The 24321-nt window shown below is 66.8% G+C and carries 25 protein-coding genes, 1 tRNA gene and 1 pseudogene; 15 read left to right on the forward strand and 12 right to left on the reverse strand.

Annotated features, from left to right (window positions below; genetic code table 11):
• Nucleotides 1–102: 102 nt before the first annotated feature.
• Nucleotides 103–816: a DUF5324 family protein gene (locus tag Q4V64_RS25945; RefSeq protein WP_124440719.1), complete on the reverse strand. Its 714-nt coding sequence runs from the start codon at nucleotides 814–816 to the stop codon at nucleotides 103–105.
• A 363-nt stretch (nucleotides 817–1179) separates the two neighbouring features.
• Here Q4V64_RS25945 and Q4V64_RS25950 point away from each other — a divergent pair, with 363 nt between their 5' ends.
• A complete protein-coding gene (locus Q4V64_RS25950) occupies nucleotides 1180–1713 on the forward strand; it encodes a peptidylprolyl isomerase (RefSeq protein WP_124440718.1) in 534 nt (177 codons plus the stop codon).
• Nucleotides 1714–1856: 143 nt separating this feature from the next.
• On the forward strand, nucleotides 1857–2744 hold the full coding sequence (locus Q4V64_RS25955; RefSeq protein WP_124440717.1) for a rhomboid family intramembrane serine protease: 888 nt from the start codon (nucleotides 1857–1859) through the stop codon (nucleotides 2742–2744).
• Between the two features lie 302 nt (nucleotides 2745–3046).
• Here the strand turns inward: Q4V64_RS25955 and crgA are convergent, their stop codons facing one another.
• Nucleotides 3047–3301, reverse strand: coding sequence for a cell division protein CrgA (gene crgA / locus Q4V64_RS25960; protein WP_124440716.1), 255 nt, complete (start codon nucleotides 3299–3301; stop codon nucleotides 3047–3049).
• A 141-nt stretch (nucleotides 3302–3442) separates the two neighbouring features.
• On the opposite strand from crgA, the gene Q4V64_RS25965 reads away from it, so the two are divergent.
• Genes Q4V64_RS25965 through Q4V64_RS25990 form a run of 6 tightly spaced genes read left to right on the forward strand, consistent with a single transcriptional unit; the run spans nucleotide 3443 to nucleotide 7758 of the window.
• The gene (locus Q4V64_RS25965) at nucleotides 3443–4222 is read left to right on the forward strand and encodes a DUF881 domain-containing protein (protein ID WP_124440715.1); all 780 of its coding nucleotides are present in this window, start codon (nucleotides 3443–3445) and stop codon (nucleotides 4220–4222) included.
• A 23-nt stretch (nucleotides 4223–4245) separates the two neighbouring features.
• A complete protein-coding gene (locus Q4V64_RS25970) occupies nucleotides 4246–4950 on the forward strand; it encodes a class E sortase (RefSeq protein WP_124440714.1) in 705 nt (234 codons plus the stop codon).
• A gap of 52 nt (nucleotides 4951–5002) precedes the next feature.
• Nucleotides 5003–5164 (forward strand): hypothetical protein, encoded by a 162-nt coding sequence (locus Q4V64_RS25975; RefSeq protein WP_172629235.1) that lies wholly within the window; start codon nucleotides 5003–5005, stop codon nucleotides 5162–5164.
• Nucleotides 5161–5799, forward strand: a complete 639-nt coding sequence (locus tag Q4V64_RS25980) for an aminodeoxychorismate/anthranilate synthase component II (RefSeq protein WP_124440712.1) — start codon at nucleotides 5161–5163, stop codon at nucleotides 5797–5799. Before Q4V64_RS25975 ends, Q4V64_RS25980 begins: the two co-directional genes overlap by 4 nt.
• Nucleotides 5796–6989, forward strand: coding sequence for a class E sortase (locus Q4V64_RS25985; RefSeq protein ID WP_124440711.1), 1194 nt, complete (start codon nucleotides 5796–5798; stop codon nucleotides 6987–6989). The genes Q4V64_RS25980 and Q4V64_RS25985 overlap by 4 nt, the downstream gene beginning before the upstream one ends.
• Nucleotides 6990–7002: 13 nt before the next feature.
• On the forward strand, nucleotides 7003–7758 hold the full coding sequence (locus tag Q4V64_RS25990) for a class E sortase (RefSeq protein WP_124440710.1): 756 nt from the start codon (nucleotides 7003–7005) through the stop codon (nucleotides 7756–7758).
• Nucleotides 7759–7850: 92 nt separating this feature from the next.
• Here the strand turns inward: Q4V64_RS25990 and Q4V64_RS25995 are convergent, their stop codons facing one another.
• Entirely contained in the window at nucleotides 7851–8834 is a 984-nt protein-coding gene (locus tag Q4V64_RS25995) for a restriction endonuclease (protein WP_253267013.1), read from the reverse strand.
• Nucleotides 8835–9322: 488 nt separating this feature from the next.
• On the opposite strand from Q4V64_RS25995, the pseudogene Q4V64_RS55200 reads away from it, so the two are divergent.
• A pseudogene (locus Q4V64_RS55200) lies at nucleotides 9323–9634 on the forward strand (sortase); the annotation flags it as partial.
• A 104-nt stretch (nucleotides 9635–9738) separates the two neighbouring features.
• Here the strand turns inward: Q4V64_RS55200 and Q4V64_RS26000 are convergent.
• A complete protein-coding gene (locus tag Q4V64_RS26000) occupies nucleotides 9739–10104 on the reverse strand; it encodes a restriction endonuclease (protein WP_253267012.1) in 366 nt (121 codons plus the stop codon).
• Here Q4V64_RS26000 and Q4V64_RS26005 point away from each other — a divergent pair.
• Nucleotides 10103–10501: a hypothetical protein gene (locus Q4V64_RS26005; RefSeq protein WP_253267011.1), complete on the forward strand. Its 399-nt coding sequence runs from the start codon at nucleotides 10103–10105 to the stop codon at nucleotides 10499–10501. The two genes, Q4V64_RS26000 and Q4V64_RS26005, sit on opposite strands and share 2 nt — an antisense overlap.
• Nucleotides 10502–10750: 249 nt before the next feature.
• Here the strand turns inward: Q4V64_RS26005 and Q4V64_RS26010 are convergent, their stop codons facing one another.
• Nucleotides 10751–11164, reverse strand: coding sequence for a hypothetical protein (locus Q4V64_RS26010; RefSeq protein ID WP_124440708.1), 414 nt, complete (start codon nucleotides 11162–11164; stop codon nucleotides 10751–10753).
• A gap of 290 nt (nucleotides 11165–11454) precedes the next feature.
• Between Q4V64_RS26010 and Q4V64_RS26015 the strand changes: the two genes are divergently transcribed.
• Nucleotides 11455–11706 (forward strand): hypothetical protein, encoded by a 252-nt coding sequence (locus Q4V64_RS26015; protein ID WP_124440707.1) that lies wholly within the window; start codon nucleotides 11455–11457, stop codon nucleotides 11704–11706.
• 279 nt (nucleotides 11707–11985) lie between these two features.
• On the opposite strand, the gene pknB is transcribed toward Q4V64_RS26015, so the two are convergent.
• From pknB to Q4V64_RS26045, 6 genes are all read right to left on the reverse strand, one after another.
• Complete coding sequence (gene pknB / locus Q4V64_RS26020) at nucleotides 11986–13986, reverse strand: Stk1 family PASTA domain-containing Ser/Thr kinase (RefSeq protein ID WP_124440706.1); 2001 nt, start codon at nucleotides 13984–13986, stop codon at nucleotides 11986–11988.
• A gap of 171 nt (nucleotides 13987–14157) precedes the next feature.
• Nucleotides 14158–15633, reverse strand: coding sequence for a penicillin-binding protein 2 (locus tag Q4V64_RS26025; protein WP_124440705.1), 1476 nt, complete (start codon nucleotides 15631–15633; stop codon nucleotides 14158–14160).
• Nucleotides 15630–17066 carry an FtsW/RodA/SpoVE family cell cycle protein gene (locus Q4V64_RS26030; RefSeq protein ID WP_124440704.1) on the reverse strand — a complete coding sequence of 479 codons (1437 nt, stop codon included), beginning with the start codon at nucleotides 17064–17066 and terminating at the stop codon, nucleotides 15630–15632. The genes Q4V64_RS26025 and Q4V64_RS26030 overlap by 4 nt, the downstream gene beginning before the upstream one ends.
• Before the next feature lie 27 nt (nucleotides 17067–17093).
• Nucleotides 17094–18653 (reverse strand): Stp1/IreP family PP2C-type Ser/Thr phosphatase, encoded by a 1560-nt coding sequence (locus Q4V64_RS26035; RefSeq protein ID WP_172629238.1) that lies wholly within the window; start codon nucleotides 18651–18653, stop codon nucleotides 17094–17096.
• A gap of 98 nt (nucleotides 18654–18751) precedes the next feature.
• Nucleotides 18752–19264, reverse strand: coding sequence for an FHA domain-containing protein (locus tag Q4V64_RS26040; protein WP_124440702.1), 513 nt, complete (start codon nucleotides 19262–19264; stop codon nucleotides 18752–18754).
• 10 nt (nucleotides 19265–19274) lie between these two features.
• Complete coding sequence (locus Q4V64_RS26045) at nucleotides 19275–20144, reverse strand: DUF3662 and FHA domain-containing protein (protein ID WP_303711755.1); 870 nt, start codon at nucleotides 20142–20144, stop codon at nucleotides 19275–19277.
• A gap of 521 nt (nucleotides 20145–20665) precedes the next feature.
• On the opposite strand from Q4V64_RS26045, the gene Q4V64_RS26050 reads away from it, so the two are divergent.
• A tRNA-Leu gene (locus Q4V64_RS26050) sits at nucleotides 20666–20752 on the forward strand.
• Between the two features lie 198 nt (nucleotides 20753–20950).
• Here Q4V64_RS26050 and Q4V64_RS26055 read toward each other — a convergent pair.
• Nucleotides 20951–21580: a hypothetical protein gene (locus tag Q4V64_RS26055; protein ID WP_124440696.1), complete on the reverse strand. Its 630-nt coding sequence runs from the start codon at nucleotides 21578–21580 to the stop codon at nucleotides 20951–20953.
• Between the two features lie 294 nt (nucleotides 21581–21874).
• Between Q4V64_RS26055 and Q4V64_RS26060 the strand changes: the two genes are divergently transcribed.
• The 3 genes from Q4V64_RS26060 to Q4V64_RS26070 all read left to right on the forward strand — a co-directional run bounded on the left by Q4V64_RS26060 (nucleotide 21875) and on the right by Q4V64_RS26070 (nucleotide 24180).
• Nucleotides 21875–22759, forward strand: coding sequence for a DNA-processing protein DprA (locus Q4V64_RS26060; protein ID WP_124440695.1), 885 nt, complete (start codon nucleotides 21875–21877; stop codon nucleotides 22757–22759).
• A 13-nt stretch (nucleotides 22760–22772) separates the two neighbouring features.
• Complete coding sequence (locus tag Q4V64_RS26065) at nucleotides 22773–23522, forward strand: phosphoribosyltransferase (RefSeq protein WP_124440694.1); 750 nt, start codon at nucleotides 22773–22775, stop codon at nucleotides 23520–23522.
• A gap of 193 nt (nucleotides 23523–23715) precedes the next feature.
• Nucleotides 23716–24180, forward strand: a complete 465-nt coding sequence (locus Q4V64_RS26070; RefSeq protein ID WP_172629234.1) for a hypothetical protein — start codon at nucleotides 23716–23718, stop codon at nucleotides 24178–24180.
• Nucleotides 24181–24321 lie beyond the last annotated feature (141 nt).

The raw sequence follows: 24321 nt of genomic DNA on the forward strand, positions 1-24321 counted from the left end.
CAGCCGTGGGGCAGGAGACCTGATGTCTCCTGCCCCACGGCACGCCGACCGGCCGGCCGGGCCACTACGGTCCGCCGTGAATCAGCGGCTCTCGTCAGCCAGTCAGTGGCCTTCGTCGCGGTGCGCGGCCTCCTCCTCGGCCTCCTTGGCCTGGACCTCGGGATCGAGCACGGCCTGGCCGCTGCCGTCCACCGAGGTGAGCCGGTTGGATTCCGGTACTTCCGTCGCTGCGGGCGGTTCGACCAGCCAGTCGGGGTTGGCCTGCTTGTCCCACCACTTCCAGGCGGCGAAGGCACCGCCCGCGGCGATACCCAGAACCGCCAGCGCCTTGGCGAGCCGGCCGGCCCGTGCCCGCCGCTCATGCCTGCGGACGAGCTTCTGGATCTCCTTGGGCGAGACCTGGCCACGCAGGGCGGCCACTACGGCGGCACTGCGTGCGGCGGCCTCGTCCCTGACGGGTCCGGCCGCGGCCACCGCCTGCTCGAGCCTTGGCCGGGAGTAGTCGGCGGCGTGCCGAGCGGCCTTGCGGGTACGCGTGGCAGCCTCGTGGGCGGCCTGGTCGACCTTCGGCGGCACATGCGAGAGAGCCTGCGTACGGGCCTGTTCCAGACGCGGCGCCAGATGAGCGCCGTACTGGACTCGGGCCTGTTCGGCCGCCTGCGACACCCTCGGCGCGAGCCGTACGCGTGCCTCGTGTGTGTAGTGCGCGGCCCTGTCCTTGGCCGTGTCGGCGTAGGGCGCCACCACTTCCGCGGCGTGCAGCACGCTGTCCTTCGCCGAGCCGGTCGCGGCGCGCACGCTGTCGATGCGGGTCACGGGTTCCTCCTCCTCGGTGGCGTACGGTATTTCGACTTTCCACCCTTTTACGGATCATGCCTGCCAACGGGCCCGGGGGCATGTGAGGGCGGGCATCCGGGTCATGGCTGCTGACTCCGGACTGTCTCCGATCAAGAAATGCTCAAGATCCGATCACGTGCAATAGCGGATGAATCCAGGGCAACAGGAGCTTGTCGTCGACAATGCCACGGATCGACGCTCTGCGCTCCCGGCCCGGGGCTACTGGACCGGTTTTCTGCGAGCAAAACCGTCGAACCCCGGCTCAGGGGTGGGTGCCGGGCGACGGGTGGAGGGAACCATGCAAGGATCGGAGGGGCACAGAAAGACAACGGAAGGCAGATCGTGGCCGAGCAGCTTTACGCCACCCTGAAGACCAACCACGGCGACATCGACGTCCGGCTCCTGCCGAACCATGCCCCGAAGACGGTCCGGAACTTCGTCGAGCTCGCACAGGGCGAGCGGGAGTGGACCCACCCGGCCACCGGCGAGAAGTCCACCAAGAAGCTCTACGACGGCACGATCTTCCACCGTGTGATCAGCGGCTTCATGATCCAGGGCGGCGACCCGCTGGGCACCGGCATCGGCGGCCCGGGCTACGAGTTCGAGGACGAGTTCCACCCGGACCTGTCCTTCAACAAGCCCTACCTGCTGGCCATGGCCAACGCCGGTCCGGGCACCAACGGCTCGCAGTTCTTCATCACCGTCTCCCCGACGGCCTGGCTGAACCGCAAGCACACCATCTTCGGCGAGGTCACCGACCCGGCCAGCCAGAAGGTCGTGGACGCCATCGCCGCTGTCCAGGTCACCCGCCCCAACGACCGACCGGTGAACGACGTCGTCATCGAGTCGGTCGTCGTCGAGACCCGCCAGGGCTGAGTCCCGCCCCGCGATCCGCGGCCAGGCCGCTCCGGCCTGCGTGAAGGCCTGAGCGAAGGCCCGCGCCAAGGGAACCAATCGCCCCGCTCATCCGTAAGGATGGGCGGGGCGGTGCACGTGCGTACGAGGGATGAGGGGATGTCATGGACCAGGCGGCAGGCAGTTCGCAGGACGCGCAGAGCCTGCCGGGCTGCTATCGGCACCCGGATCGTGAGACCGGCATTCGCTGCACCCGCTGCGAGCGGCCGATCTGTCCCGAGTGCATGGTCAGCGCCTCCGTCGGCTTCCAGTGCCCCGACTGCGTCCGCGGGGGCTCCGGCACCGGGCACGCGCCCACCGCGTCCCAGCCCCGCACCATCGCCGGCGGCACCATCGCCGCCGACCCGCGTCTGCTCACCAAGATCCTCATCGGGATCAACCTCGCGATCTTCATCGCCGGCCGGGCGAACTCGTCGCTGCTGAACGACCTGGTCCTCATCGGTGCCTGGCCGCCGGCGCCGTTCGTCCCCGACGAGGGCGTCGCGGACGGCGAGTGGTACCGCCTGGTGACCTCGATGTTCACGCATCAGGAAATCTGGCACATCGCGTTCAACATGCTGAGCCTGTGGTGGCTCGGCGGCCCCCTCGAAGCGGCCCTGGGCCGCGCCCGCTATCTGGCGCTCTACTTCGTCTCGGGCCTCGCGGGCAGCGCTCTGGCGTATCTGCTCACGTCCCCGACCACGGCCACCCTCGGCGCCTCGGGTGCCATTTTCGGCCTCTTCGGTGCGACCGGCGTCCTCATGCGCCGCCTCAACTACGATCTGCGGCCGATCATCGCCCTGCTGGTGATCAACCTGATCTTCACCTTCAACCCGGGGTTCAACATCTCCTGGCAGGCCCACATCGGTGGTCTCATCGCCGGTCTCGTCACCGGCTACGCCATGGTCCATGCCCCGCGTGAGCGTCGGGCGCTGATCCAGTACGGCACGTGTGCGCTGGTCCTGGTGGTGGTCGTGGGTATGACACTCCTGAGGACGGCCCAACTCACCTGAGCGCCGTCTTTTCGCACGTGGACGGGTCGTTGTCCACAGTGGGTGTCGGATCTTGTGCATACCGTGCGGGAACGTATGTGCCCCCTGTCACTGACCCGCGTCTCCGCAGGTCAGGCAGGGGGCGAACAAACTTTCGGTTCCCGGTACTTCCGTCACACCGGCGTCAACACCTGACGGGTTATCCACAGATCGTCTTTCTTTTTCCCCACTGTGGAAAACGGCTGTGGATAACTCAGTGGATAGCCCTGGGCTGAGTTGTGTTCACCGGCCGGTGACCTTTGCTTCCACCAGGACCGAGACGCCTACTTCCACTGGGTGGAGACGCCGAATCCGGCGGCGATGAAGCCGAAGCCCACCACGATGTTCCAGTTGTCCAGCTTGTCGATGGGCAGCGAACCGTCTGTCACGTAGAAGACCACGATCCAGGCGAGGCCGATGAGGAACATGGCCAGCATGACCGGTGCGACCCAGGCCCGGCTGTTCAGCTTGATGGTGGTCGCCTGCTTCGCCGGGGGCGGCGTGTAGTCGGCCTTCTTGCGGATCCGTGACTTCGGCACGAGGGTCTCTCCTGTCGATGCGCTGCGTGACCGCGCAGGGAACTGGGGCTGGCTCCGGGGCGGCGTACAAGGGGACTCTTAGCGCTCCCCGGGCGTCCGTTAGCGTAGTGCTTCCGTGGCGCCGAAGGAGATAAGGGTACGTTGAGCAATTCTGCCGACTCCCCCGGGACGGGATCCAGTCCTGCCCGCCCGCGTCGTTTCCGGCCCATGCGGGTGCTCACGGCGGGGGTCTTCGCTCTCGCGGGACTCATCTTCTTCACCAGCTTCAATACGGCCAAGGGCACCAACATCCGCACGGACACGTCCTTGCTGAAGCTGTCGGACCTCATCCACGAGCGCAGCCGCAGCAACGGCGAACTCGACGAGTCCAACGCCTCGCTGCGCGAGGACGTCGAGTCGCTCGCCGAGCGGGACGACGGCAGCACCAAGGCCGAGGACGACAAGCTGGAGGCCCTGGAGAAGAACGCGGGCACGCAGAAGCTCACCGGCGAGGCGATCACGGTCACGCTCAACGACGCCCCGCCGGACGCCACCGCCAAGCTCCCCGGCTACCCCGAGCCGCAGCCCGACTACCTGGTCATCCACCAGCAGGACCTCCAGGCGGTGGTGAACGCCCTGTGGCAGGGCGGCGCCCAGGGCATCAAGGTCATGGATCAGCGGCTGATCTCCACCAGCGCGGTGCGGTGCGTGGGCAACACCCTGATCCTTCAGGGCCGCGTGTACTCACCGCCGTACAAGATCACGGCGGTCGGGGACCCGGAGAAGCTGCGGAAGGCGCTCACCGCGTCTCCGACGATCCAGAACTACATGGTGTACGTCAACGTCTACGGGCTCGGCTGGAAAGTCGAGGAGGACGGGCCGGTGACTCTTCCTGGCTACTCGGGCACAGTGGATCTGCAGTACGCCAAGCCCGTGGAGTGAGTGAGGTCTCTCAGGAGCCGCCGGTGCGCGTCGTGATCAGGACCGTCAGCGAACTGTGCATCACCGTCGGCGCCCTGATCGTGCTGTTCGTCGTTTATGTGCTGTTCTGGACCGGTGTGAAGGCCGACCACGTCATGGACGACCAGATCGACCTGTTACAGGACCAGTGGTCGCAGGGCTCCGTGCGGCCCACGGCGTCGCCCGAATCCGCCGGGCAGGCCGGTGCCCCCGCCGAACCGCCGAAGCCGGCGCCGTACAAGAGCGGCAAGCCCTTCGCGATCATGTACATCCCACGTCTCGGTTTCACGTGGAACAAGCCGGTCCTCGAGAACACCGCCACCAACACCCTGAAGAAGGGCCTCGGCCGCTACGCGCACACCGCGCAGCTCGGGCAGAAGGGCAACTTCGCGGTCGCCGGCCACCGCCGCACGTACGGGGATCCCTTCAAAGACTTCCCCGAGCTGCGCCGCGGCGACGCGGTGGTACTGACGGACGGGACGACCTGGTTCACGTACCGGATCGACAAAGGCCCTTACAAAACCGTGCCCTCGGACGTTGAGGTGATCGACCCTGTGCCACGTAAGTCCGGGTACACCCGTTCGGGCCGCTACCTCACGCTGACCACATGCGATCCGGAGTGGGGGCACAGTCACCGGCTGATCGTCTGGGCGCATCTGGACTCCACACAGCCTGTGGAGGCAGGGAAACCACCGGCCCTGCGCCGTTAGTCTGGTGCGGTACGGCGTGGGTCTGGTGCCGTGGTGCGACGGAAGGGACGGCATGTACGGCTTTATCTGGCGGCATCTGCCGGGGAACGCCTGGGTGAAGGCGCTCATCTCACTCGTGCTGGTCGCGGCTGTGGTCTACGTGCTGTTCCAGTACGTCTTTCCGTGGGCCGAACCGCTGCTTCCCTTCAACGATGTGACGGTGGACAACCAGTGAGTGCGCGCATTCTTGTCGTCGACAACTACGACAGCTTCGTCTTCAACCTGGTCCAGTACCTGTACCAGCTGGGCGTCGAGTGCGAGGTGCTGCGCAACGACGAGGTGTCGACGGAGCACGCCCAGGACGGCTTCGACGGCGTCCTGCTGTCGCCTGGCCCCGGCACCCCCGAGGAGGCGGGTGTCTGCGTCGAGATGGTGCGCCACTGCGCCGCCACCGGCGTCCCGGTCTTCGGTGTCTGCCTCGGCATGCAGTCCATGCAGGTGGCGTACGGCGGTGTCGTGGACCGTGCCCCCGAGCTGCTGCACGGCAAGACCTCGCTGGTCGAGCACGAGGGCCAGGGCGTCTTCGCCGGACTGCCCTCGCCCTTCACGGCGACCAGGTACCACTCGTTGGCGGCCGAGCCGGCGACGGTCCCGGCCGACCTCGAGGTGACCGCGCGGACGCACGACGGCATCATCATGGGCCTGCGCCACCGTGAGCTGCCCGTCGAGGGTGTGCAGTTCCACCCCGAGTCGGTACTGACGGAGCACGGCCACCGGATGCTGGCCAACTGGCTGGTGGAGTGTGGCGACCAGGGCGCGGTGGCGAGGTCGGCGGGGCTCGCCCCGGTGGTGGGCAGGGCCACGGAGTGACCGCCTTGCGCCCCGAGCGCGAGTCCGGCGCCGCCTACGGGGAGTCCTTCACGGACCCGCCCGGCGACACCGGCGACCAGGGGACCTCGTACGGGCAGCAGCCGTACGAGGCCTCCGGCGTGCTCGGGGACTGGTACGACAGCGCGTCCGCGTCGTACGACATGAGCGCGGGCGATCTGGGCGCGGGTGACCTGAGCGCGTCCGCGTCGTACGGCACGGGCCTGGACGAGCCCTACGTACCGCCGCCCGACGAGGAGACCGTCGCACTGCGGGTCCCCGAGCCGCCGACGCACGGAGCCGCGGGCGAGTCGATAGCGGCTGCCTCCGTCTCTGACGCCTCATCCGCCTCCTCCGCCACTGGAGGGACCACGGGTGGCCGTGCGGCCCGCAGAAAGGCCGCCAAGCGGCGTCACGGGCGCCATGGGGGCGCGCCGGAGCCCCAGACATCCTCCGAGTCGGCGGAGGACGGCAGGCCCCTCTCCCGCCTGGAGGCCCGCCGACAGGCGAGGGCGCGCAAGCCCGGTGCGGCCGTCGTCGCCAGCCGGGCGATCGGCGAGGTGTTCATCACCACCGGTGTGCTGATGCTGCTGTTCGTCACCTACCAGCTGTGGTGGACGAACGTCCGGGCGCATGCGCAGGCGGACAAGGCGGCCAGCAGCCTCCAGGACGACTGGGCGAACGGCAAGCGGAACCCGGGCGTCTTCCAGCCGGGGCAGGGTTTCGCCCTCCTGCACATTCCGAAGCTGGACGTGGTGGTGCCGATCGCGGAGGGCGTCAGCAACAAGGGGGTGCTCGACCGGGGCATGGTCGGCCACTACGGCGAGGGCGCGCTGAAGACGGCGATGCCCGACGCGAAGACCGGCAACTTCGGGCTCGCGGGCCACCGCAACACGCATGGTGAACCGTTCCGGTACATCAACAGGCTCAAGGCGGGCGACGCGATCGTCGTGGAGACCCAGGACAAGTACTACGTCTACAAGATGGCGTCGATGCTGCCGGTGACGTCCCCGAGCAACACGAGTGTGCTGGACCCCGTCCCGCCGGGATCGGGTTTCACCGAACCGGGCCGCTACATCACCCTCACCACCTGCACGCCGGAGTTCACCAGCAAGTACCGGTTGATCGTCTGGGGCAAGATGGTCGAGGAACGGCCGCGCAGCAAGGGCAAGCCGGATGCGCTCGTCAGTTAAGGGCAGATGACCAGTGGCAGCGACCACCGAGCACCAAGAGCACACCGACACCCCCGGACCGGCGCCCGCACCGCGCCGCCGCGGCATGGGCCGGATCGCGATGGCGATCAGTGTCTTCGGTGAACTCCTCATCACGGCGGGCCTAGTGCTCGGCCTGTTCGTCGTCTACTCGCTGTGGTGGACGAACGTCCTCGCCGACCGCAAGGCGGACCAGCAGGGCGACAAGGTCCGCGACACCTGGGCCCAGAAGGACACCGGTCCCGGCGGTCCCGGCGCGCTGGACACCAAGGACGGCATCGGCTTCCTGCACGTCCCCGCGATGAAGAGCGGCGAGGTCCTGGTCGAGAAGGGCACCTCGGCGAAGGTCCTGAACGACGGCGTCGCCGGCTACTACACCGACCCGGTCAAGGCCACGCTCCCGACCAGCGGCAAGACCGGCAACTTCGCCCTCGCCGCCCACCGCGACGGCCACGGCGCGCAGTTCCACAACATCGACAAGCTGAAGAAGGGCGACCCGATCGTCTTCGAGACGAAGGACAGGTGGTACGTCTACAAGGTCTACGCGACCCTTCCGGAGACCTCGAAGTACAACGTCAAGGTCCTGTCGGCGATCCCCGGGGAGTCCGGCAAGAAGAAGGCCGGCCACTACATCACCCTGACGACCTGCACGCCGGTGTACACATCCAAGTACCGGTACATCGTGTGGGGGGAGCTGGTGCGGGTGGAGAAGGTGGACAGCGAGCGGACGCCGCCGAAGGAGCTGGGCTGACTGAGCTCCTTGCAGGAGCTCAGTCGCTAACATGGCCAAGGCCCGAAGCCGCAACTTCCTTTTGCGGCTTCGGGCCTCTTGCCACACCGTGCCTACTCCAGGACGTTCAGAGGCTCTCCCGCGCTCCACTTCTCCAACAGCCCACGGTGTACGGCGGTGATGCCGCAGTCGGTGGCGATGCTCAGGGCGTCTGGAGTGAAGGGGCATGTTGCCACGAAGAGGGACACTTCCGAGTCGTACAGCACCTTGGCCGATCCGATGAATTTCTGCACGTCGGCAGAGGTGATGGAGAGGTAGGGCGCGAACCTCTTGCACTGGGCGACGAGGCGTCGCCCGTTGGCCGTGAGCGCGGTGATGTCGACGCCTCGGTCTCTGCGGCCGCCCTGTACGACGATGTCGGTGCAGCCGTCGCGGCGGAGCAGTGCGGCGACATGCTGTTCGAACCCGCGGCCGCTCATTGCGTCCATGGCAGCGATCGCTCCGGCGAGAGGACGTTCCTCTGGTCGAGCCTCCAGCCTCTGTAGCCGGGCGTTGTGCTGCCGGAGCCGATGCTCGATTCGCTGGACTCCTGCCCTCAGGGCGATCAGCTCCCTACGGTGTTCGCCTGACGTTTCGATCAGGGCGTTGAACATCGGCACAACGGTCTTGCCGAGGATGTGCGTGATGCGCTGGTCGATGCGGTCGTCGAGGGAGACGATCTCTGTGGGGACCGGGTTTTCCACAGGCTGTGTCCGCACCAGGTACTCCATGTCCAGGAGGTACACACGCGCCTGACGTGCGACTTCACTGTCGCGGAGCAGCATGGCGACGTTGAGGACAGCGCGGCGAGAGAAAAGCGCCAGGGATCGTGTGCGCGACTGGATTCCACTGAGGTCCTTGAAGGACCTCAGTTCGTCTCCGGCCAACAGACGGTAGCCGTTGGCCTCCAACTCAGCTCGGTGGTCCTTGACGAGGGACTTGATGGCTTCGAGACCGACCTCGAAATACGCTGCCACCATCGCCGTCGTGACATGCATCCCGTCCGGCAGCAGCGACAGCGCCTTGACTCTGTCGAGCACGTCCGTGCGGTCCAGCACACTGTCGCGCAAGGTCTTTGACTCCAACAGTGCCGAATCGTTGATCATGTTCTGCCCTTCCGTTCGAGGTGGCCGAATGGCCAGGGCAGAGTTCCGATTCCCCACCCCACCCGATCAACGAGTCGTCGCACATGAAGACACGATCGATGTGCGTACGGGTATGCGATGGACTGGGTGATGTGTTCTGCGACAAGAGCCGGTGTTGGTACATGGCTTGGGACGAATTGATCTGCGTCGAAAGGGTCGCCAGCAGGCGGACACCGCTGAAGGGGCTCGGCCAGTGATCCAAGCGGTGCCACGCACTTGCTGGCGTCGGCTGGGCCGGTGACATGAGGCTGGCGTCTACGGACGCGGGCACGGGAGCTGTTGAATCCGGCCGATATTGCCATGCCGCTTAAGTTCACCGAGGGCCGAAACGTGCAATCGACGGCTGCGGCCCGAGTAGTGCGCCTGCCCCCGACGCTTATGCGAGGGCGCAGGCGCGGCGCAACCGGGACGGCCACGGCGCGCAGTTCCACAACATCGACAAGTTGAAGAAAGGCGACCCGATCGTCTTCGAGACAAAGGACAAGTGGTACGTCTACAAGGTCTAAGGACTCTTCCCGAGGCCTCGAAGTACAACGTCAAGGTGCTGTCGGCGGTCCCCGAGGAGTCCGGGAAGATGAAGGCGGGCCACTACATCACGTTGACGACTTGTACGCCGGTATATACGTCCGAGTACCGGTACATCGTGTGGGGAGCTGGTGCGGGTGGAGAAGGTGGACAGTGAGCGGACGCCGCCGAAGGAGCTGCGTAGGTGAGCAGGTGGATTCTCTTCGAGAGTGACATGTTGTCAGTCTCGAAGTAAGTGGGCCCGAAGCCGCGACTACCCTTTGCGGCTTCGGGCCTTTCCGATGCGGCTGCTTTATCGCAGCGCCTTGAGCAGCACTCCAGCGCTCCACGCCTCTAGGTCGTCGCGGTTCACGGTGATGACGCCGCTCAGGTCGGCGATTGCCTGTGCTTCGAGACTGAGGTTGCACGTGGCGACGAATAGTGCGACATCCACGTGGTCGACGGCTCGTGAGGCTCCGGCGAACTTCTGCATATCAGCACTGGGGACGGACCAGCGACCAGCCCGGTTCTGGCACTGGACTTCCACGCTTCGGCCATCGGCCGTGCGCCTGGTGATGTCGATGCCCCGGTCGCTGCGGGCCGGCCGCACGACGACGTCCGTACAACGGTCCCGGCGCGGCAGATCGACGACGTGACGCTCGAGCACTTTCCAGGTCATGGCCGCGATGGAGGGCCCTGACCTGGTCTGTCGGAGCCTCTCCCAGGGTGCTGATGCGCCGGTGGTGCCAGCACAGCCTGCGTTCGACGTTCTGGATGTCCTCGCGGAGCTCGATGAGTTCGCTCCGGTGTTCGCCAGCGGTGGCGATCGGAGCGTTGAGCATGGGGACGACTGTCTTGCCGAGGATCTAGTAATGCGGTCGTCGAGGGAGACGACGTCAGTGGGGGCTGGGTTTTCCACAGGCTGTGTGCGCCAGGTATTCCGTGTCGAGGAGGTACACACGTACCTGACGTGCGACTTCGCTGTCGGGAAGGAGCATGGCGATGTTGAGAACGGAGCGGCGCGGGTAGAGCGTGAGGCTCGACCGAGGCTGTGGATAACCTCCGGGAAAGCGTGACAGGACGTCACGCTTAGATTCTGTGAGGTCAGCGCCCTGGAGCGTCACCATTCCATTGCGTGACAGCTCCTCGTGGTGCCGTGCTTCAGTAAGGGTTTGGGTAGTGCAAAATGGGCACCCGCTCATGCTGAACAGGTGCCCACTGTGGTTGGAGCCAGCCAGTAATCCCAGCGACTGGAATTACTGGGTTCTTCCGACCGTCGTGCCACTAATGGCTGGGCATCTTGTGCATGCGGCAGTGACGTACCGTTACTTCGGAGCGTAGTCCGTGCAGTAGAAGTTAGATGCATCCGAGGAGGCGGTATTGACCGTACCCTCGATGAAGACCTTGTCCAGTCCCTTGGGCTGCTGAAGAGTGGTGTCCCAGTTGCTGATGACGCTTCTGCCCTGAGCGCCGGTGCGCCATCGGTAGTAGGTAGTCGTGTGATCCTTGTTGCCAGAGATCAGACGTACTTTCGGGGCCCGCGTGTCGTCGATGTAGTCGGTGGTCCTGATGGAGACGTTGTACGTGGCGGTGGGAGCCCCACTCCCTTCGAGAGTCACGTTGATCTTGAAGGTCTTTCTTGCGTCAGTGCAGCTCAGCTGGACGAGTACCTGGGCTGCTCCCTGCGCTGGAGTAGCGAAAGAAACAGCGGTAGCTACTGCCGCGAGACTCAATGCCACGGCGGTCGTTCTGCGACTTATCCGAGACTTACCAGCTATGCGAGGCTGCATCATGTTCCCCCTGCTTGTGACGGAAAAGCGGTCGGGGCTAGTCGAACATGTTGAGTGGAGCACGACAAGACTTATCGATCTTGAAATTTCGGATACGGGACATTATTGATGTGTGAGTCTGGTCACTTGTTGACCTGAACTCGGTTGTTGTTAGCGCGAACAGCTGGCGTCGCCCGATCATGGTCTTGATCCCGACACAGCGTCCACCGCGGTCCATCCAGCCGCAGGCAACAAATCTCTTGGTCAAATGCCTGCTCCAGCGGGACGAACTGGTCCTCGCCCAACCTGGGGGTGGCGAGGCCATCAACGCCCTGCCGATCACCCGCCACAGCTTCCACGGGGACTGGAACTACACCTTCCACCCCGCGCACCACCGGCCCATGGCACATGCTGGCATAACTAACGCACCGTCGGCCGCAGGCCCCCACCGCCTCACACTCCAGGCGCTGCGACACCCCGAGCTGACCGGCATGCCCCGCGCAACTCAGTGACACGATCAGTGCCTTGACTTCCTGGTTGGAAGAACAACACGAGTGGTCCATGCAGGCGCGTCGAAGCGGCGAGCGCCGCACGACCCACGGCGCCGGCCCCAAGGACAAACTCGCCCCCGCGGGCCGGATCCCACCTGTGCGGGCCGCCGTTCCGGTGCCACCTCTGGGGATGCCGCCCCCATTTGATGCCTAAAACGAGTCCCGTAAGGAAAAATGATCAAGGGCCCGGCGCTCCTGTGAGTACCGGGCCCTTGATCCCTGGCCGTGCGAGGTCAGCCGCTAACCGGCGCCGCCGATGAACCCGCCGCCGTTGTCATTGCCGCCGTTGTTCCCGCCGTTGTTGCCGACGCCGATGGTCGTCAACGTGATTGTCGTCCCAGCCGGGTCGTCGACCTCGCTGTTCCCTTGCGGGTCCTGCTGCTGCACGAACGCGGTGTCGCTCTGGTCGCTGCCGTCGGCGAACTGGATGTTGGCGAAGCCCTGCGCGTTGAGGATCTGCTTGGCCTGACCCACGGTTTGCCCGACGACGACGGGGACCTGCGTCTTTTGCGCGGCCTTGCCGATCTGGATCGTCACCGTCTGGTTCTTGTTGACCTGGGTGCCGGCCTGTGGGTCGGTCACGATGACCTTGCCCACCAGGGACTGGTCGTCGGTTTCCACATCGACGCAGTTGCCGACCAGTTCGTTGGCCGCCATCTGTGTCTTGGCCTCGTCGCAGGTCTTGCCGGCGACATCGGGCACGGTGGACTTCTCCGGGGCCTTGGCAACAGTGAGGGTGATCGTGGAGCCCTTCTCCTGTTCCGTGTCGCCCCCGGGATCCTGGCCGATCACAACGCCCGGTTCCCGATCCGACTCCTGAATCTTCTGGTCGACATCGAAGCCCTTGTCCTCAAGCTGGGACTTCGCCTTCTCGTAGGACAGGCCCTGGACGTCCGGCACCGTCACCTTCGGAGCGCCGGTCGAGACCACCAGATTGACGGTGGAGTTCTTGTCGACCTTGGTTTTGGGATCGGGGTCCTGGTCACAGACGTTGCCCTTGGCCTGGTCCTCGCAGGGCTTCGGCGTGATCGTTCCCACCTTGAGGTCGCTGTTGGTCAACTGCGCCTCGGCATCTTTTTGGGCCGTGCCCACGAGGTTGGGCACGGCAACCGTGCTGTCGGTCACCCCGCCGCTCGCGAAGATCCACCTGCCGATCAGGACAGCGCCGACGAGGACCAGGATGCCCGCCACGACCAGCAATATCGTCGAGGTGTTCGACTTCCGTTGGCGGCGCCGGTCGGGACGGTCGTCGTAGCCGAAACCGCCCTCGTCCGGGTTCATGGGGGGCATCATCGTCGTGGCCCCGGCGCCGCCCGCGTCGGCGCGCAGGGCCGTCGTGGGCTGGTCGTCGGGGTAGCCGCCGTAGCCCACGGAGCCCATCGCCGCCGTTGCCGCGACCGGCTGGCCGTCGAGGCAGGCCTCGATGTCGGCGCGCATCTCGTCGGCGGACTGGTAGCGGTAGTCCGGGTCCTTGGTGAGGGCCTTCAGGACGATGGCGTCCATCTCCGGCGTGATCTCGGGGTCGAAGACGCTCGGCGCCTGCGGCTCCTCCCGCACGTGCTGATACGCGACCGCGACCGGGGAGTCGCCGACGAACGGCGGGCGGACCGTCAGGAGCTCGTAGAGCAGGCAGCCGGTGGAGTACAGGTCCGATCGCGCGTCGACCTGCTCGCCCTTCGCCTGCTCCGGGGAGAGGTACTGGGCGGTGCCGATGACCGCGGCCGTCTGCGTCATCGTCATGCCGGAGTCGCCCATGGCGCGGGCGATGCCGAAGTCCATCACCTTGACCTGGCCGTTGCGCGTCAGCATGACGTTGGCCGGCTTGATGTCGCGGTGGACGATGCCGTTGCGGTGGGCGTACTCCAGACCCTGGAGGATGCCGATGGTCATCTCCATGGCGCGCTCCGGCAGCAGCTTGCGGCCGCTGTGCAGGAGCTCACGGAGCGTGGAGCCGTCGACGTACTCCATGACGATGTACGGGATCGAGACCCCGTCGATGTAGTCCTCGCCCGTGTCGTAGACCGCGACGATCGCGGGATGGTTGAGCGAGGCGGCCGACTGGGCCTCCCGGCGGAACCGGGCCTGGAAGGACGGGTCGCGCGCGAGGTCCGCGCGCAGCGTCTTCACCGCCACCTGGCGCCCGAGCCGGGTGTCATGCGCGTGGTAAACCTCCGCCATGCCACCACGGCCGAGCACCGGGCCCAGCTCGTACCGGCCGCCGAGGCGACGCGGCTCTTCCATAGCTTCCTACCAGCCCTCTCCGTCGGTCCCGACCGTCACGAACGTGCGGTCGGAGGCTGCCGTCCGGGCCTACCGTACCCGGCTCGCTTTATATGACCTGGCCAAGCCCGCAACCCGATACCGGACCGGTATCGCAACGTGCACCGATGTGAAGGCGACGTGACGGGGCTCTCACTTTTTGCTGTTGATGACCGCCTCCATCACGCTCTTGGCGATGGGGGCCGCGAGGCCACCGCCGGAGATGTCGTCTCGGACGGCGTCCTCGTCCTCGACCACCACGGCCACGGCGACCGGCGAGCTGCCGTCGCTGAGCTTGGCGTACGAGAGGAACCAGGCGTAGGGGTTCTTGCTGTTGTTCTCGCCGTGCTGGGCGGTACCGGTCTTGCCGCCCACGGTGACGCCGGGAATCTGTGCTTTCGTACCGGTGCCGTCCTTGACGACCGTCTCCATCATCGACTGCAGGATCTGGGCGTTCTTCGAGGACAGCGGCTGGCTCAGCTCTTCCGGGTCGGTCTGCTCGATGGTGTCGAGGCTCGGGGCCTGGAGCTTGTCGACCATGTACGGCTTCATCAGCTTGCCGTCGTTGGCGACGGCCGAGGCGACCATGGCCATCTGCAGCGGGGTCGCGGCGGTGTTGTACTGGCCGATGGAGGACAGCGCGGTCTGCGAGTCGTTCATACCTTCGGAGAAGACCGAGGCGCTGGAGCGGACGGGCGTGAACTGCTCCTCGGTGAAGCCGAACTTCTTGGCCTCCGCCAGCATCTTGTCGTTGCCGAGGTCGGCGCCGACCTTGCCGAAGACGGTGTTGCACGACACCCGCAGCGCCTCGCGCAGCGTGGCGTTCTTGCAGGGGATGTTCCCCTCGTTCTTCAGCTCGGTCGTGGTGCCCGGCATGATCCACGGCAGCGGCGAGTTGGTCTTCGCGTCCGGGTCGTCGTACAGGCCGTTCTCCAGGGCGGCGGCCGCGGTGACGACCTTGAAGGTCGATCCCGGCGGGTACACCTCGCGCAGCGCCCGGTTCAGCATCGGGTCGTTCGGGTCGTTCGCCTTCTGGAGCTTCTGCCAGGCCTTGGTGTCCGTGGTGGTGGAGTTCCCGGCGAACGACGAGGGGTCGTACGACGGGTACGAGGCCAGGGCGAGGATCTTGCCGGTCTTCGGTTCGAGAGCCACCACGGCGCCCTTGCCGCGCTTGGCGAGGCCGTCGTACGCGGCCTTCTGCGCGGCGGAGTTGAGGGTGGTGACGACGTTGCCGCCCTCCTTCTCCTTGCCCGTGATCATGTCGAGGGTGTTGCGGAAGAAGAGCCGGTCGTCGTTGCCGGTGAGGATGCCGTCCTCGATGGACTCCAGCTGGTTGGCGCCGAAGGCCTGCGAGGCGTACCCGGTGACGGGCGCCCACATGGGGCCGTCCTGGTAGGTGCGCTTGTACTTGAAGTCGCTGGACGAGGTCTCCTTGGACCCGGTGATCGACTTTCCGTCGACGATGATGTCGCCGCGCGGCTGGGCGTAGCGCTCGATGGAGATACGGCGGTTGTTGTCGTTCTTCTGCAGGGAGTCGGCCTGGACGTACTGGAGCCAGTTGTCGCGGACGAGCAGGGCGAGGACGAGGAGACCGCAGAAGAGCGCGATCCGGCGCAGGGGCTTGTTCACGGGCGGACCACCTGGGTCATCTCGGCGTCAGGGTTGCCGGCCGGGGCCGGCGCGGGGCGGCGGGCGGTGTCGCTGATGCGGATGAGGATGCCGATCAGGGCCCAGTTGGCGATCACGGAGGATCCGCCGGAGGCCAGGAACGGCATCGTCATACCGGTGAGCGGGATGAGGCCCATGACGCCACCGGCGACGACGAAGATCTGCAGGGCGAAGGCGCCGGAGAGGCCGGTCGCGAACAGCTTGCCGAAGGGGTCGCGGGCGGCCAGCGCGGTACGGATGCCCCGCTCGATGATCAGGCCGTACAGCAGCAGGAACGCCATGACGCCGGCCAGGCCGAGCTCCTCGCCGACGGTGGCGAAGATGAAGTCGGAGTTGGCGGCGAAGCCGATGAGGTCGGAGTTGCCCTGTCCCAGTCCGGTGCCGAGGACACCGCCGGAGCCGAAGGACATGATCGACTGGCCGATCTGTTCGCAGGCGCCGGAGGTTTCGTAGCAGCCGAAGGGGTCCAGCCAGGCGTTGACCCGGACCTGGACCTGGCTGGCGAAGGTGGAGACGACGACCGCGCCGCCGGCGGACATCAGCAGGCCGATGACGATCCAGCTGGTCCGCTCGGTGGCGACGTACAGCATGATCACGAACATGCCGAAGAACAGCAGGGACGAGCCGAGGTCGTTCTCGAAGATGAGGATCAGCAGGCTGAGGGCCCACAGGGTGAGGATCGGGCCGAGGTCGCGGCCGCGCGGCAGGTACAGGCCCAGGAAGCGGCGGCTGGCGAGCGCGAGCGCGTCCCGTTTCACCATGAGGTAGCCGGAGAAGAAGACGGCGATGACGATCTTCGCGAACTCGCCCGGCTGGATGGAGAACCCGGCGACGCTGATCCAGATCTTGGCGCCGAAGACGTTGGCGCCGAGGCCGGGAACGAGGGGCAGGAGCAGCAGCACGATGGCGGCGACCATCGAGATGTACGTGTAGCGCTGCAGGACGCGGTGGTCCTTGAGCAGGACCAGGACGGCCACGAAGAGCGCGATGCCGATGGCGGAGTACAGCAGCTGCTTGGGGGCGGAGGGGGAGAAGGAGTCGTAGAGCCGCTCGGCGAGCTGCTGGAGCCGCTGCGACTGGTCGAGGCGCCAGATGAGCACCAGGCCGAGGCCGTTGAGGAGCGTGGCGATCGGCAGGAGCAGGGGGTCGGCGTAGGGCGCGAACTTGCGTACGACCAGATGGCCGACGGCGGCCAGCAGGCCGAGGCCCAGGCCGTAGCTCAGCAGGCCGGCCGGCACCTCGTCGTGGATGGCCAGGCCCACGTTGGCATAGGCGAACACCGGAATCACCACGGCGAACACGAGCAGCGCGAGTTCGGTGTTGCGTCGGCTCGGCGCGCCGATCGCGCCGATCGTGGACGTGTGGTGCGTCGGTGGGTTGGTTGTACTGCTCATCGTGTGACAGGGCCTCTCACGGCTTGGCTACTGCTTGTCGCACAGCGAGACGACCTTCTGCTCCTGGTCGGAGAGGCTGGGGCCGGGGCTGGGAGTGGGCGCGGTCGTGGACGGGGCGGGCGATTTCGACGCCGATGGGTTCGGCGTCGGTGTGGCCTTTGACGTCAAAGAGGCCGGTGTGGTTCCCGTGGTGCCGCCGGCCTCGCCCTCGCCGGTCCGGGCGTTCCTCTCGCTCGCGGCCGACTGCCGCTCGACCTCCTTCTTGCACGCGGAGGCCTGTACCGACAGCTCGGAGATCTTCGACTGGGCGTCCTTCAGCCCGCCCTCGGCGATCGTCGCCTTGACCTGCTTCTGCATGTACGTCGGCAGGTACTTGAGTTCGATCTCGGGGTGGTCCTTCTGCACCTTGGACAGCGAGACCCAGGCGAGGTCCTGGCTGATGCCCTGGTACAGGGCGACGTGCTCGCCGTTGACGCCGACGTAGTACTGCGTCTGCGTCCAGCGCCAGCCGCCGTACAGCCCGCCGCCGATGACGGCGAGGGCGAGGGCGGTGTAGAAGGATCTCTTCAGCCACTTGCGCCCCTTGCGGGGTTTGACGAAGTCGTCGTCGCCGTAGTCGCCGAAGCTGCCCGCGGGGATGTAGCCGGTGGTGTCGCCGGAGCCGGGCGGGCCGAAGGCGCCGCCGCCCTGTCCGTGGCCCTGGCGGCCGAGCCCGGAGGCGCGGCCGGCCGGGGTCTGCATGATGCCGTTGTCGTGCAGCTGGTTCTGGTTCTCGGCGACCGCGCCGACCACGACGGGGGTGTCGGACAGCTGCCCGGCGAGGGTGTCCCCGGTGTCGAGGTCGAGGACGTCGGCGATGATGACCGTGATGTTGTCGGGGCCGCCGCCGCGCAGCGCGAGCTGGATCAGCTCCTGCACGGTCTCCTGGGGGCCCTGGTAGCTGGCGAGGGTGTCTTCGAGGGTCTGGTGGGACACGACCCCGGACAGACCGTCGGAGCAGATCAGGTAGCGGTCGCCGGCGCGGACCTCGCGGATGGAGAGGTCGGGCTCGACGTGGTCGCCGCTGCCCAGCGCGCGCATCAGCAGGGAGCGCTGCGGATGGGTCGTGGCTTCTTCCTCGGTGATACGGCCCTCGTCGACGAGGCGCTGCACCCACGTGTGGTCCTGCGTGATCTGCGTCAGGACGCCGTCGCGGAGCAGGTACGCGCGCGAGTCGCCGACGTGCACGAGGCCGAGGCGCTGGCCGGTCCACAGGAGGGCGGTGAGCGTGGTGCCCATGCCCTCCAGCTGCGGGTCCTCCTCGACCATCGCGCGCAGCTGGTCGTTGGCGCGCTGTACGGCCGTACCGAGCGAGGTGAGGATGTCGGAGCCGGGGACGTCGTCGTCGAGCGCGACGATGGTGGAGATGGCCTCGGAGGAGGCGACCTCGCCGGCCGCCGCGCCGCCCATGCCGTCGGCGATGGCGAGCAGGCGCGGACCGGCGTACCCGGAGTCCTCGTTGCCTTCCCGGATCATGCCTTTGTGCGATCCGGCGGCGAAGCGCAGTGACAGACTCATGCGCACCTCGCCCGTCGGCTCCGGGTACATCCGCACGGTGCCCACCCTCCGGTCGGGAGCGCGCCGGGGCCCGGGGTGAGGGCCGCCGCTGCGTGCTCGCTCCGCTCGCGCTCATTCATGACGTAGCACTACTTCCGCAGCTCGATGACGGTCTTGCCGATGCGGATCGGCGCGCCCAGCGCAATCGGTGTGGGGGTCGTCAGCCGCGTTCGGTCGAGGTACGTGCCGTTGGTGGAGCCCAGGTCCTCGACGATCCATTGGCCGTCGCGGTCCGGATAGATCCTGGCATGACGGCTGGAGGCGTAGTCGTCGTCCAGCACGATGGTGCTGTCGTGCGCCCGGCCCAGCGTGATGGTCTGGCCCTGGAGCGCGACGGTGGTGCCGGTGAGTGTGCCCTCCGTCACCACCAGCTTGGTGGGGGCGTTGCGCCGCTGCCGGCCGCCCGCGGCCTGCTGGCGCTGCTGCGGGGGCGCGGCCTGGCGGGCGGCCTGCTGCTGCCGTCCGCTCTCCCGGCGCGCACCGCGCTGGGTGACGCGCGTACCGAACAGGTCGCTGCGGATGACCTGCACGGCCACGATCACGAACAGCCACAGTACGGCCAGGAAACCCAGCCGCATGACCGTGAGGGTCAGCTCTGACATTGCCCCCGCTTCACCCTTCGGCTTGCCGGTAAATGATGGTGGTACTGCCCACGACGATCCGCGAGCCGTCGCGGAGCGTAGCGCGGGTGGTGTGCTGCCCGTCCACCACGATGCCGTTGGTGGAACCGAGATCCTGGATCGTCGAGGGCGTTCCGGTCCGGATCTCGCAGTGCCGGCGGGAGACGCCGGGGTCGTCGATCCGCACGTCGGCTTCGGTGCTGCGGCCCAGCACGAGCGTGGCGCGGGAGATCTGATGGCGGGTGCCGTTGATCTCGATCCAGTAGCGGGTGCGACCGCCGGCCGCGGGTGCGGCCGGGGGCCGCTGTCCGCTCGCGGCCGGCGGGTAGCCGTAACCGCCGGGACGGCCGCCGGGCGGCGGTGCGGCCGGCATCGGCGGGGCGCCCGCGGGCGCGGCGGCCGGCGGGTAGCCGTAGCCGCCGGGGGCGGCGGAACCCGGACGTCCGGCCGGGGCCGCCGGGGCGGGCGCGGAGGCCTGCTGGTTGGTGGAGGAGGCGAGCGTACGGCTGCGTACCCGGTACAGGCCGGTGTCGAGGTCGTCCGCCTTCTCCAGATGGACCTTGATGGGGCCCATGAAGGTGTAGCGCTGTTGCTTGGCGTAGTCGCGCACCATGCCGGCGAGCTCGTCGCCGAGCTGGCCGGAGTAGGGGCTGAGCCGCTCGAAGTCCGGCGTGCTCAGCTCCACGATGAAGTCATTGGGTACGACTGTCCGGTCGCGGTTCCAGATGGTCGCGTTGTTGTCGCACTCGCGCTGGAGCGCTCCGGCGATCTCCACGGGCTGGACCTCGGACTTGAACACCTTGGCGAAGGTGCCGTTGACCAGACCTTCGAGACGCTGCTCGAACTTCTTCAGGACTCCCATGGGGCACCTCCTCCGTAGCTGCTGCCGTCCTGCTTCCCGCTGAGCGGGCACTGCCTTGCTTCGTACTGCCGGTACTGCTTACTGATCGTATCCACGCGCCGGTAAATCGGCTGGTTCCCCCTGTCGGCCCGGTCGACGGGTGTCGACGCCTCCGAAGTTCCCTCCGGAGCTCCCCTTCGAACTCCGCCGGCGGACTCGTCCTGCCAAGGATCGTAGAGGCGGCCGCAGACAAGTGTCCCGCACCGGGCTGTGGACCCCGACCGGCTCCTGGGGAGATGGGCCGGACCGGTACGAGGTTGATACGTGAACCGGCACACGTTGATACGTAGCCGGGGTCCGGCGGGTCGGTCGGAGACGTTCGAGTGGGGCCGACGGGGCGACGGCCGGGGGAGATTCCCGACTGTGCTGGTCGGCGGCTGCCCGGCCGTAAGGGATGTGAATCCACCCCTTCCAGCGTGCTAATGTTCTGGGTGTCGGAGGGCAGTAACCCCAAGGGGTCAGGGCCCGAAGACACACCTTATGCGCGGGTGGCGGAATAGGCAGACGCGCTGGATTCAGGTTCCAGTGCCCGCAAGGGCGTGGGGGTTCAACTCCCCCCTCGCGCACCACGGAGCACCGACGAAAGTGCTCTAGTTGCACCGACGGAACGGGCGGCATCGTGATCACGATGCCGCCCGTTCCTCTGTGTGTGGCCAAAAACACGTGGACCGCCGACGGCTGGGGCCGTCGGCGGTCCCGTTTTCGGGTGTGGATCTTCGGTTGCGTCGCGGGTGGGCTACTGGTGGCTTGTGAGGAAGGTCTCAGGGTTAGGGCTCGTTAACGTAGCCCTTGGGAGTCCATGTGCCTAGTGGCTTGGTCTTGCGGCGGCGGGTGGGTCGGCGGCGCGGTCGGTCGTCGAGGAGGGCGATCGAGTCGGCCCAGGCCCTGAGCTTGCGGCGGTTGGCGTGGGCCAGTTGGAAGGCCAGCAGGAGGGTCTGGGCGGCGATGCCGCGGATGCGGCGGGTGCCGGCGTCTTCGAGGCGCTCGTAGAGGGGGTCTTTGGCGTAGCCGTTGATGCCTTCGACGCTGTTGCGGAGCCGGAAGTACACGCGTTGCCAGGCTTCGGAGCCGTACTGGAGGGGCTGCCAGAGGTTGGCGCCGGCTTCCGGCGGGACCGTGACGGTCTTCTGGACGCAGCACAGGGGTGAGCCCGCGGGGCTGGGGGTGGGATCGACGAGCGGCAGGTGGATGCCGCGGCCGAGGGTGTGCTTCTTGAGTGGGCACTGGGTGCGGTTGGCTTCGGCGGGGCACATGACGCGGCGGTGACCTTCGGCGTCGGGGCGCTGCTTGGGCATGAAGAGGTAGGCGGCTCGGGCGCGGATGCGGTCGATCCAGGTCTGCTTGTCGATCTTCTCGGCGATCAGGTCCTTGGTGGCGTCCTTGAGGGTCTGGGGCATGGAGGGGCAGTACCAGTTGCCCTCGACGAGTTCGGCGCCGGCGAAGCCGGCCTGGACGCCGAGTTGGTCCTTCGCTTAGTCGTAGACGGGCTCGTAGCCCATGGCGCGGATGGGGAGCTGGTAGTTCTCCGGTTTCTGGTCGTTGTAGGCGCGGTCACCGGCCAGGTATAGGCAGGACGGTGCCTCGCGTCGGTCAGGCCGGTTACAGGCCAGAACCCTCAGTACCAGGTAGAAGCTCTCGGGTCCCCCTCACGTTCCGCTGCCTGGCCCAGATGCTCTTCCTATACTTGCGACATGGACCAGGAACTGGAGCGAGCCGCCCTCGTCGCACTTCTGCGACGGGGTGATCGCCCCTGGCCCGAACTCACCGACCAGATCGAGACCGTCGGAAGCGCGCGCGACGTACTTGAGAACGCGCTTGATGCCTCTGGGCAGGGCGCCCTCTTCGACACAGAACCCGCCATCGACCTGGAGTCTGTCGCTGCTGAGATCGCTGCCTGGGAGCGGGAAGGCATGCGGCTGGTCACCATCCTGGACGATGACTATCCGCTGTATCTGAGGCTGGTCTACCAGCGGCCGCCCTTCCTGTTCCTGCGCGGTACGCCCGTCAGCGACGATCTCCGTGTCGCGGTCGTCGGCACGCGCACTCCGACTCCGGAGGGCATCGCCCATGCCCGGGCTATTGCGGGAGGGCTCGCCGAGCGCGGCGTCACAGTGGTCAGCGGCCTTGCCGCCGGCATCGACACCGCCGCGCACGGAACCGCGCTCGCCGTCGGCGGCCGGACTGTCGCCGTCATCGGCACCGGCCTGCGCCGCTCCTACCCGGCACAGAACGCACGGCTCCAGCAGGAAATCGCCGAGCGGGGGATGCTGATCTCCCAGTTCTGGCCGGACTCTCCGCCCTCGAAGGCCTCGTTCCCCATGCGTAACGCTGTGATGAGCGGCTACAGCCTCGCCACCGTGGTGGTCGAAGCGGCGTACCGCAGCGGGGCTCGCATGCAGGCACGCCTCGCGCTGGAGCATGGCCGACGGGTCTTCCTCATGCGCTCTCTGATGACCCACGAATGGGCACGGGAGTACGCGACCCGGCCCAATACAACCGTCGTCGACGGCCCTGGTGACGTCTTTGACGAACTCGACTCTCTCGTCCCCGCCACGGGCGAGCTCACCTGGGCGTAACCGGCGGATCCGGGTGGCAACCGTCGTCGGGCTGTCCGCCCGCTACGCCAACTTCCTCGTCCATCCCCTGCTACCCGGCCCGGGCGTCTGCCAGGTCTGCCGCGGCACGGCGAACGCCGGCTACCCCACCTGCTGGCAGTGTCAGCAGGCCGGCGACATCCTCGGTGAGGGTGTCGCCGACGTTGTCGTCCCCCTGAGGCTGGCCCTGAAAGGCGAGCAGTACGCCAACGAGCTGTGGCGCTACAAGAACGCCGTCGGCCCACAGCAGCAGTACTTCCGCATGGGGCTGGCGGCTGTCTTGTGGCGCTTTCTCGCCCTGCATGAAGACCGCATTGCGGGCCACTGTGCGATACCGGGCTTCGACATCGTCACCACTGTGCCCAGCACCAGCGGCCGTAACGACCACCCCCTCCGAGACATGGTCGCCGATATGGTCGGTGTCACCCGCGACCGCTACCGCGAATTGCTCACGCCAACGCCTGATGCTTCAGCGCTCGGCCGCACTGTCTCAGCAGAGCGTTATACGTCGTCGGCGCTCTGGGGCGAAAACGTGCTGCTCATCGATGACACCTGGACCACCGGCAACCATGCTCAGTCCGCGTCCACAGCTCTGAAGGCCGCCGGAGCGGGGAGCGTGGCCACCGTTGTCCTCGGGCGGCATCTCAACATCAACTACGGCGACACAGCCATGTACGTCGAGCAGGCGCGGCTGCGCCGCTTCGCCTGGGACCTCTGCGCGATCCGGCCGTGGAGCCACGCCTGAGTCGCGCCCAAGGGGCTCTGCCCGTGGTGACTGACATGCAACTCGATGGGCTGAGCCGAAGAAACGAATCAGATGGTCAGCGCACTACCTCTTGATCACTCAAGTCGGTGAACCATCCCATTGGCCAGAAACATGATCGTGGCGGCGGAGTTCTTTTCGGTCGGAGAGATTCTCCGCCGGAAGGGGATTGTTCATGGTCGCGCCTTATCGACCCCGGCTCTTCATGGCCCTTGCCGCCGCGTGCGCTCTCGTGCTGACGAGTTCCTCGGTGGCGCGGGCTGGCGCTGTCGGATCGACTCCTGTCCGAACCTTCGAGTACAGCGTTGGCGGCATGACGATGAAGGTTCCGACCGGTTGCATGTTCACACACATCATCCGAGGTGGCGGGAAGAAGATCACCTATCAGAACGCCGGCGTCGACTGTGCTTTTGTCGCCGCGCTCGGCACCGGCTTCTGCAACTGGCGGATCGACTTCACGTACGCGAACACCAACAACAAGACGTACAGGACCTCCCGGGGGCGAACGCACCCCGAGTGCAAGATCGATCCGATGCGGAACAACTCTCCCCAGACGCTGCCTCGTTATGGAAAGGCGTGTGCGCATCTCCACGTCAACGGGGTGCGCCGAGTGAGCCAGTGCCACCACATCACGAAGTGAGCCGTTCATGATTGATCAACAGCAGGGGCGGGACCAGCGATGGGAGGCGCGACGGCGGTCGGCTGGGATCGCCGCGTTCGTGGCGGGTCTCGTCGTGACACTCGCCTTCTTCGCTTTCTTCCCTGGGCTTCCGCACATCAT

The sequence above is a fragment of the Streptomyces sp. NL15-2K genome (assembly GCF_030551255.1).
GTDB lineage: Bacteria > Actinomycetota > Actinomycetes > Streptomycetales > Streptomycetaceae > Streptomyces.

Coding starts and splice junctions, on each gene's coding strand:
- Q4V64_RS26005 (WP_253267011.1), top strand. CDS start 10,103: ATGGCCGCGATGGAGGGCCCTGACCTGGTCTGTCGGAGCCTCTCCCAG.
- Q4V64_RS26055 (WP_124440696.1), bottom strand. CDS start 21,580: ATGCCCCAGACCCTCAAGGACGCCACCAAGGACCTGATCGCCGAGAAG.
- Q4V64_RS26045 (WP_303711755.1), bottom strand. CDS start 20,144: ATGGGAGTCCTGAAGAAGTTCGAGCAGCGTCTCGAAGGTCTGGTCAAC.
- Q4V64_RS25975 (WP_172629235.1), top strand. CDS start 5,003: ATGTACGGCTTTATCTGGCGGCATCTGCCGGGGAACGCCTGGGTGAAG.
- Q4V64_RS26035 (WP_172629238.1), bottom strand. CDS start 18,653: ATGTACCCGGAGCCGACGGGCGAGGTGCGCATGAGTCTGTCACTGCGC.
- Q4V64_RS26070 (WP_172629234.1), top strand. CDS start 23,716: ATGGTCGCGCCTTATCGACCCCGGCTCTTCATGGCCCTTGCCGCCGCG.
- Q4V64_RS26000 (WP_253267012.1), bottom strand. CDS start 10,104: ATGACCTGGAAAGTGCTCGAGCGTCACGTCGTCGATCTGCCGCGCCGG.
- Q4V64_RS26030 (WP_124440704.1), bottom strand. CDS start 17,066: ATGAGCAGTACAACCAACCCACCGACGCACCACACGTCCACGATCGGC.
- Q4V64_RS26040 (WP_124440702.1), bottom strand. CDS start 19,264: ATGTCAGAGCTGACCCTCACGGTCATGCGGCTGGGTTTCCTGGCCGTA.
- Q4V64_RS26060 (WP_124440695.1), top strand. CDS start 21,875: ATGGACCAGGAACTGGAGCGAGCCGCCCTCGTCGCACTTCTGCGACGG.
- Q4V64_RS25955 (WP_124440717.1), top strand. CDS start 1,857: ATGGACCAGGCGGCAGGCAGTTCGCAGGACGCGCAGAGCCTGCCGGGC.
- pknB (WP_124440706.1), bottom strand. CDS start 13,986: ATGGAAGAGCCGCGTCGCCTCGGCGGCCGGTACGAGCTGGGCCCGGTG.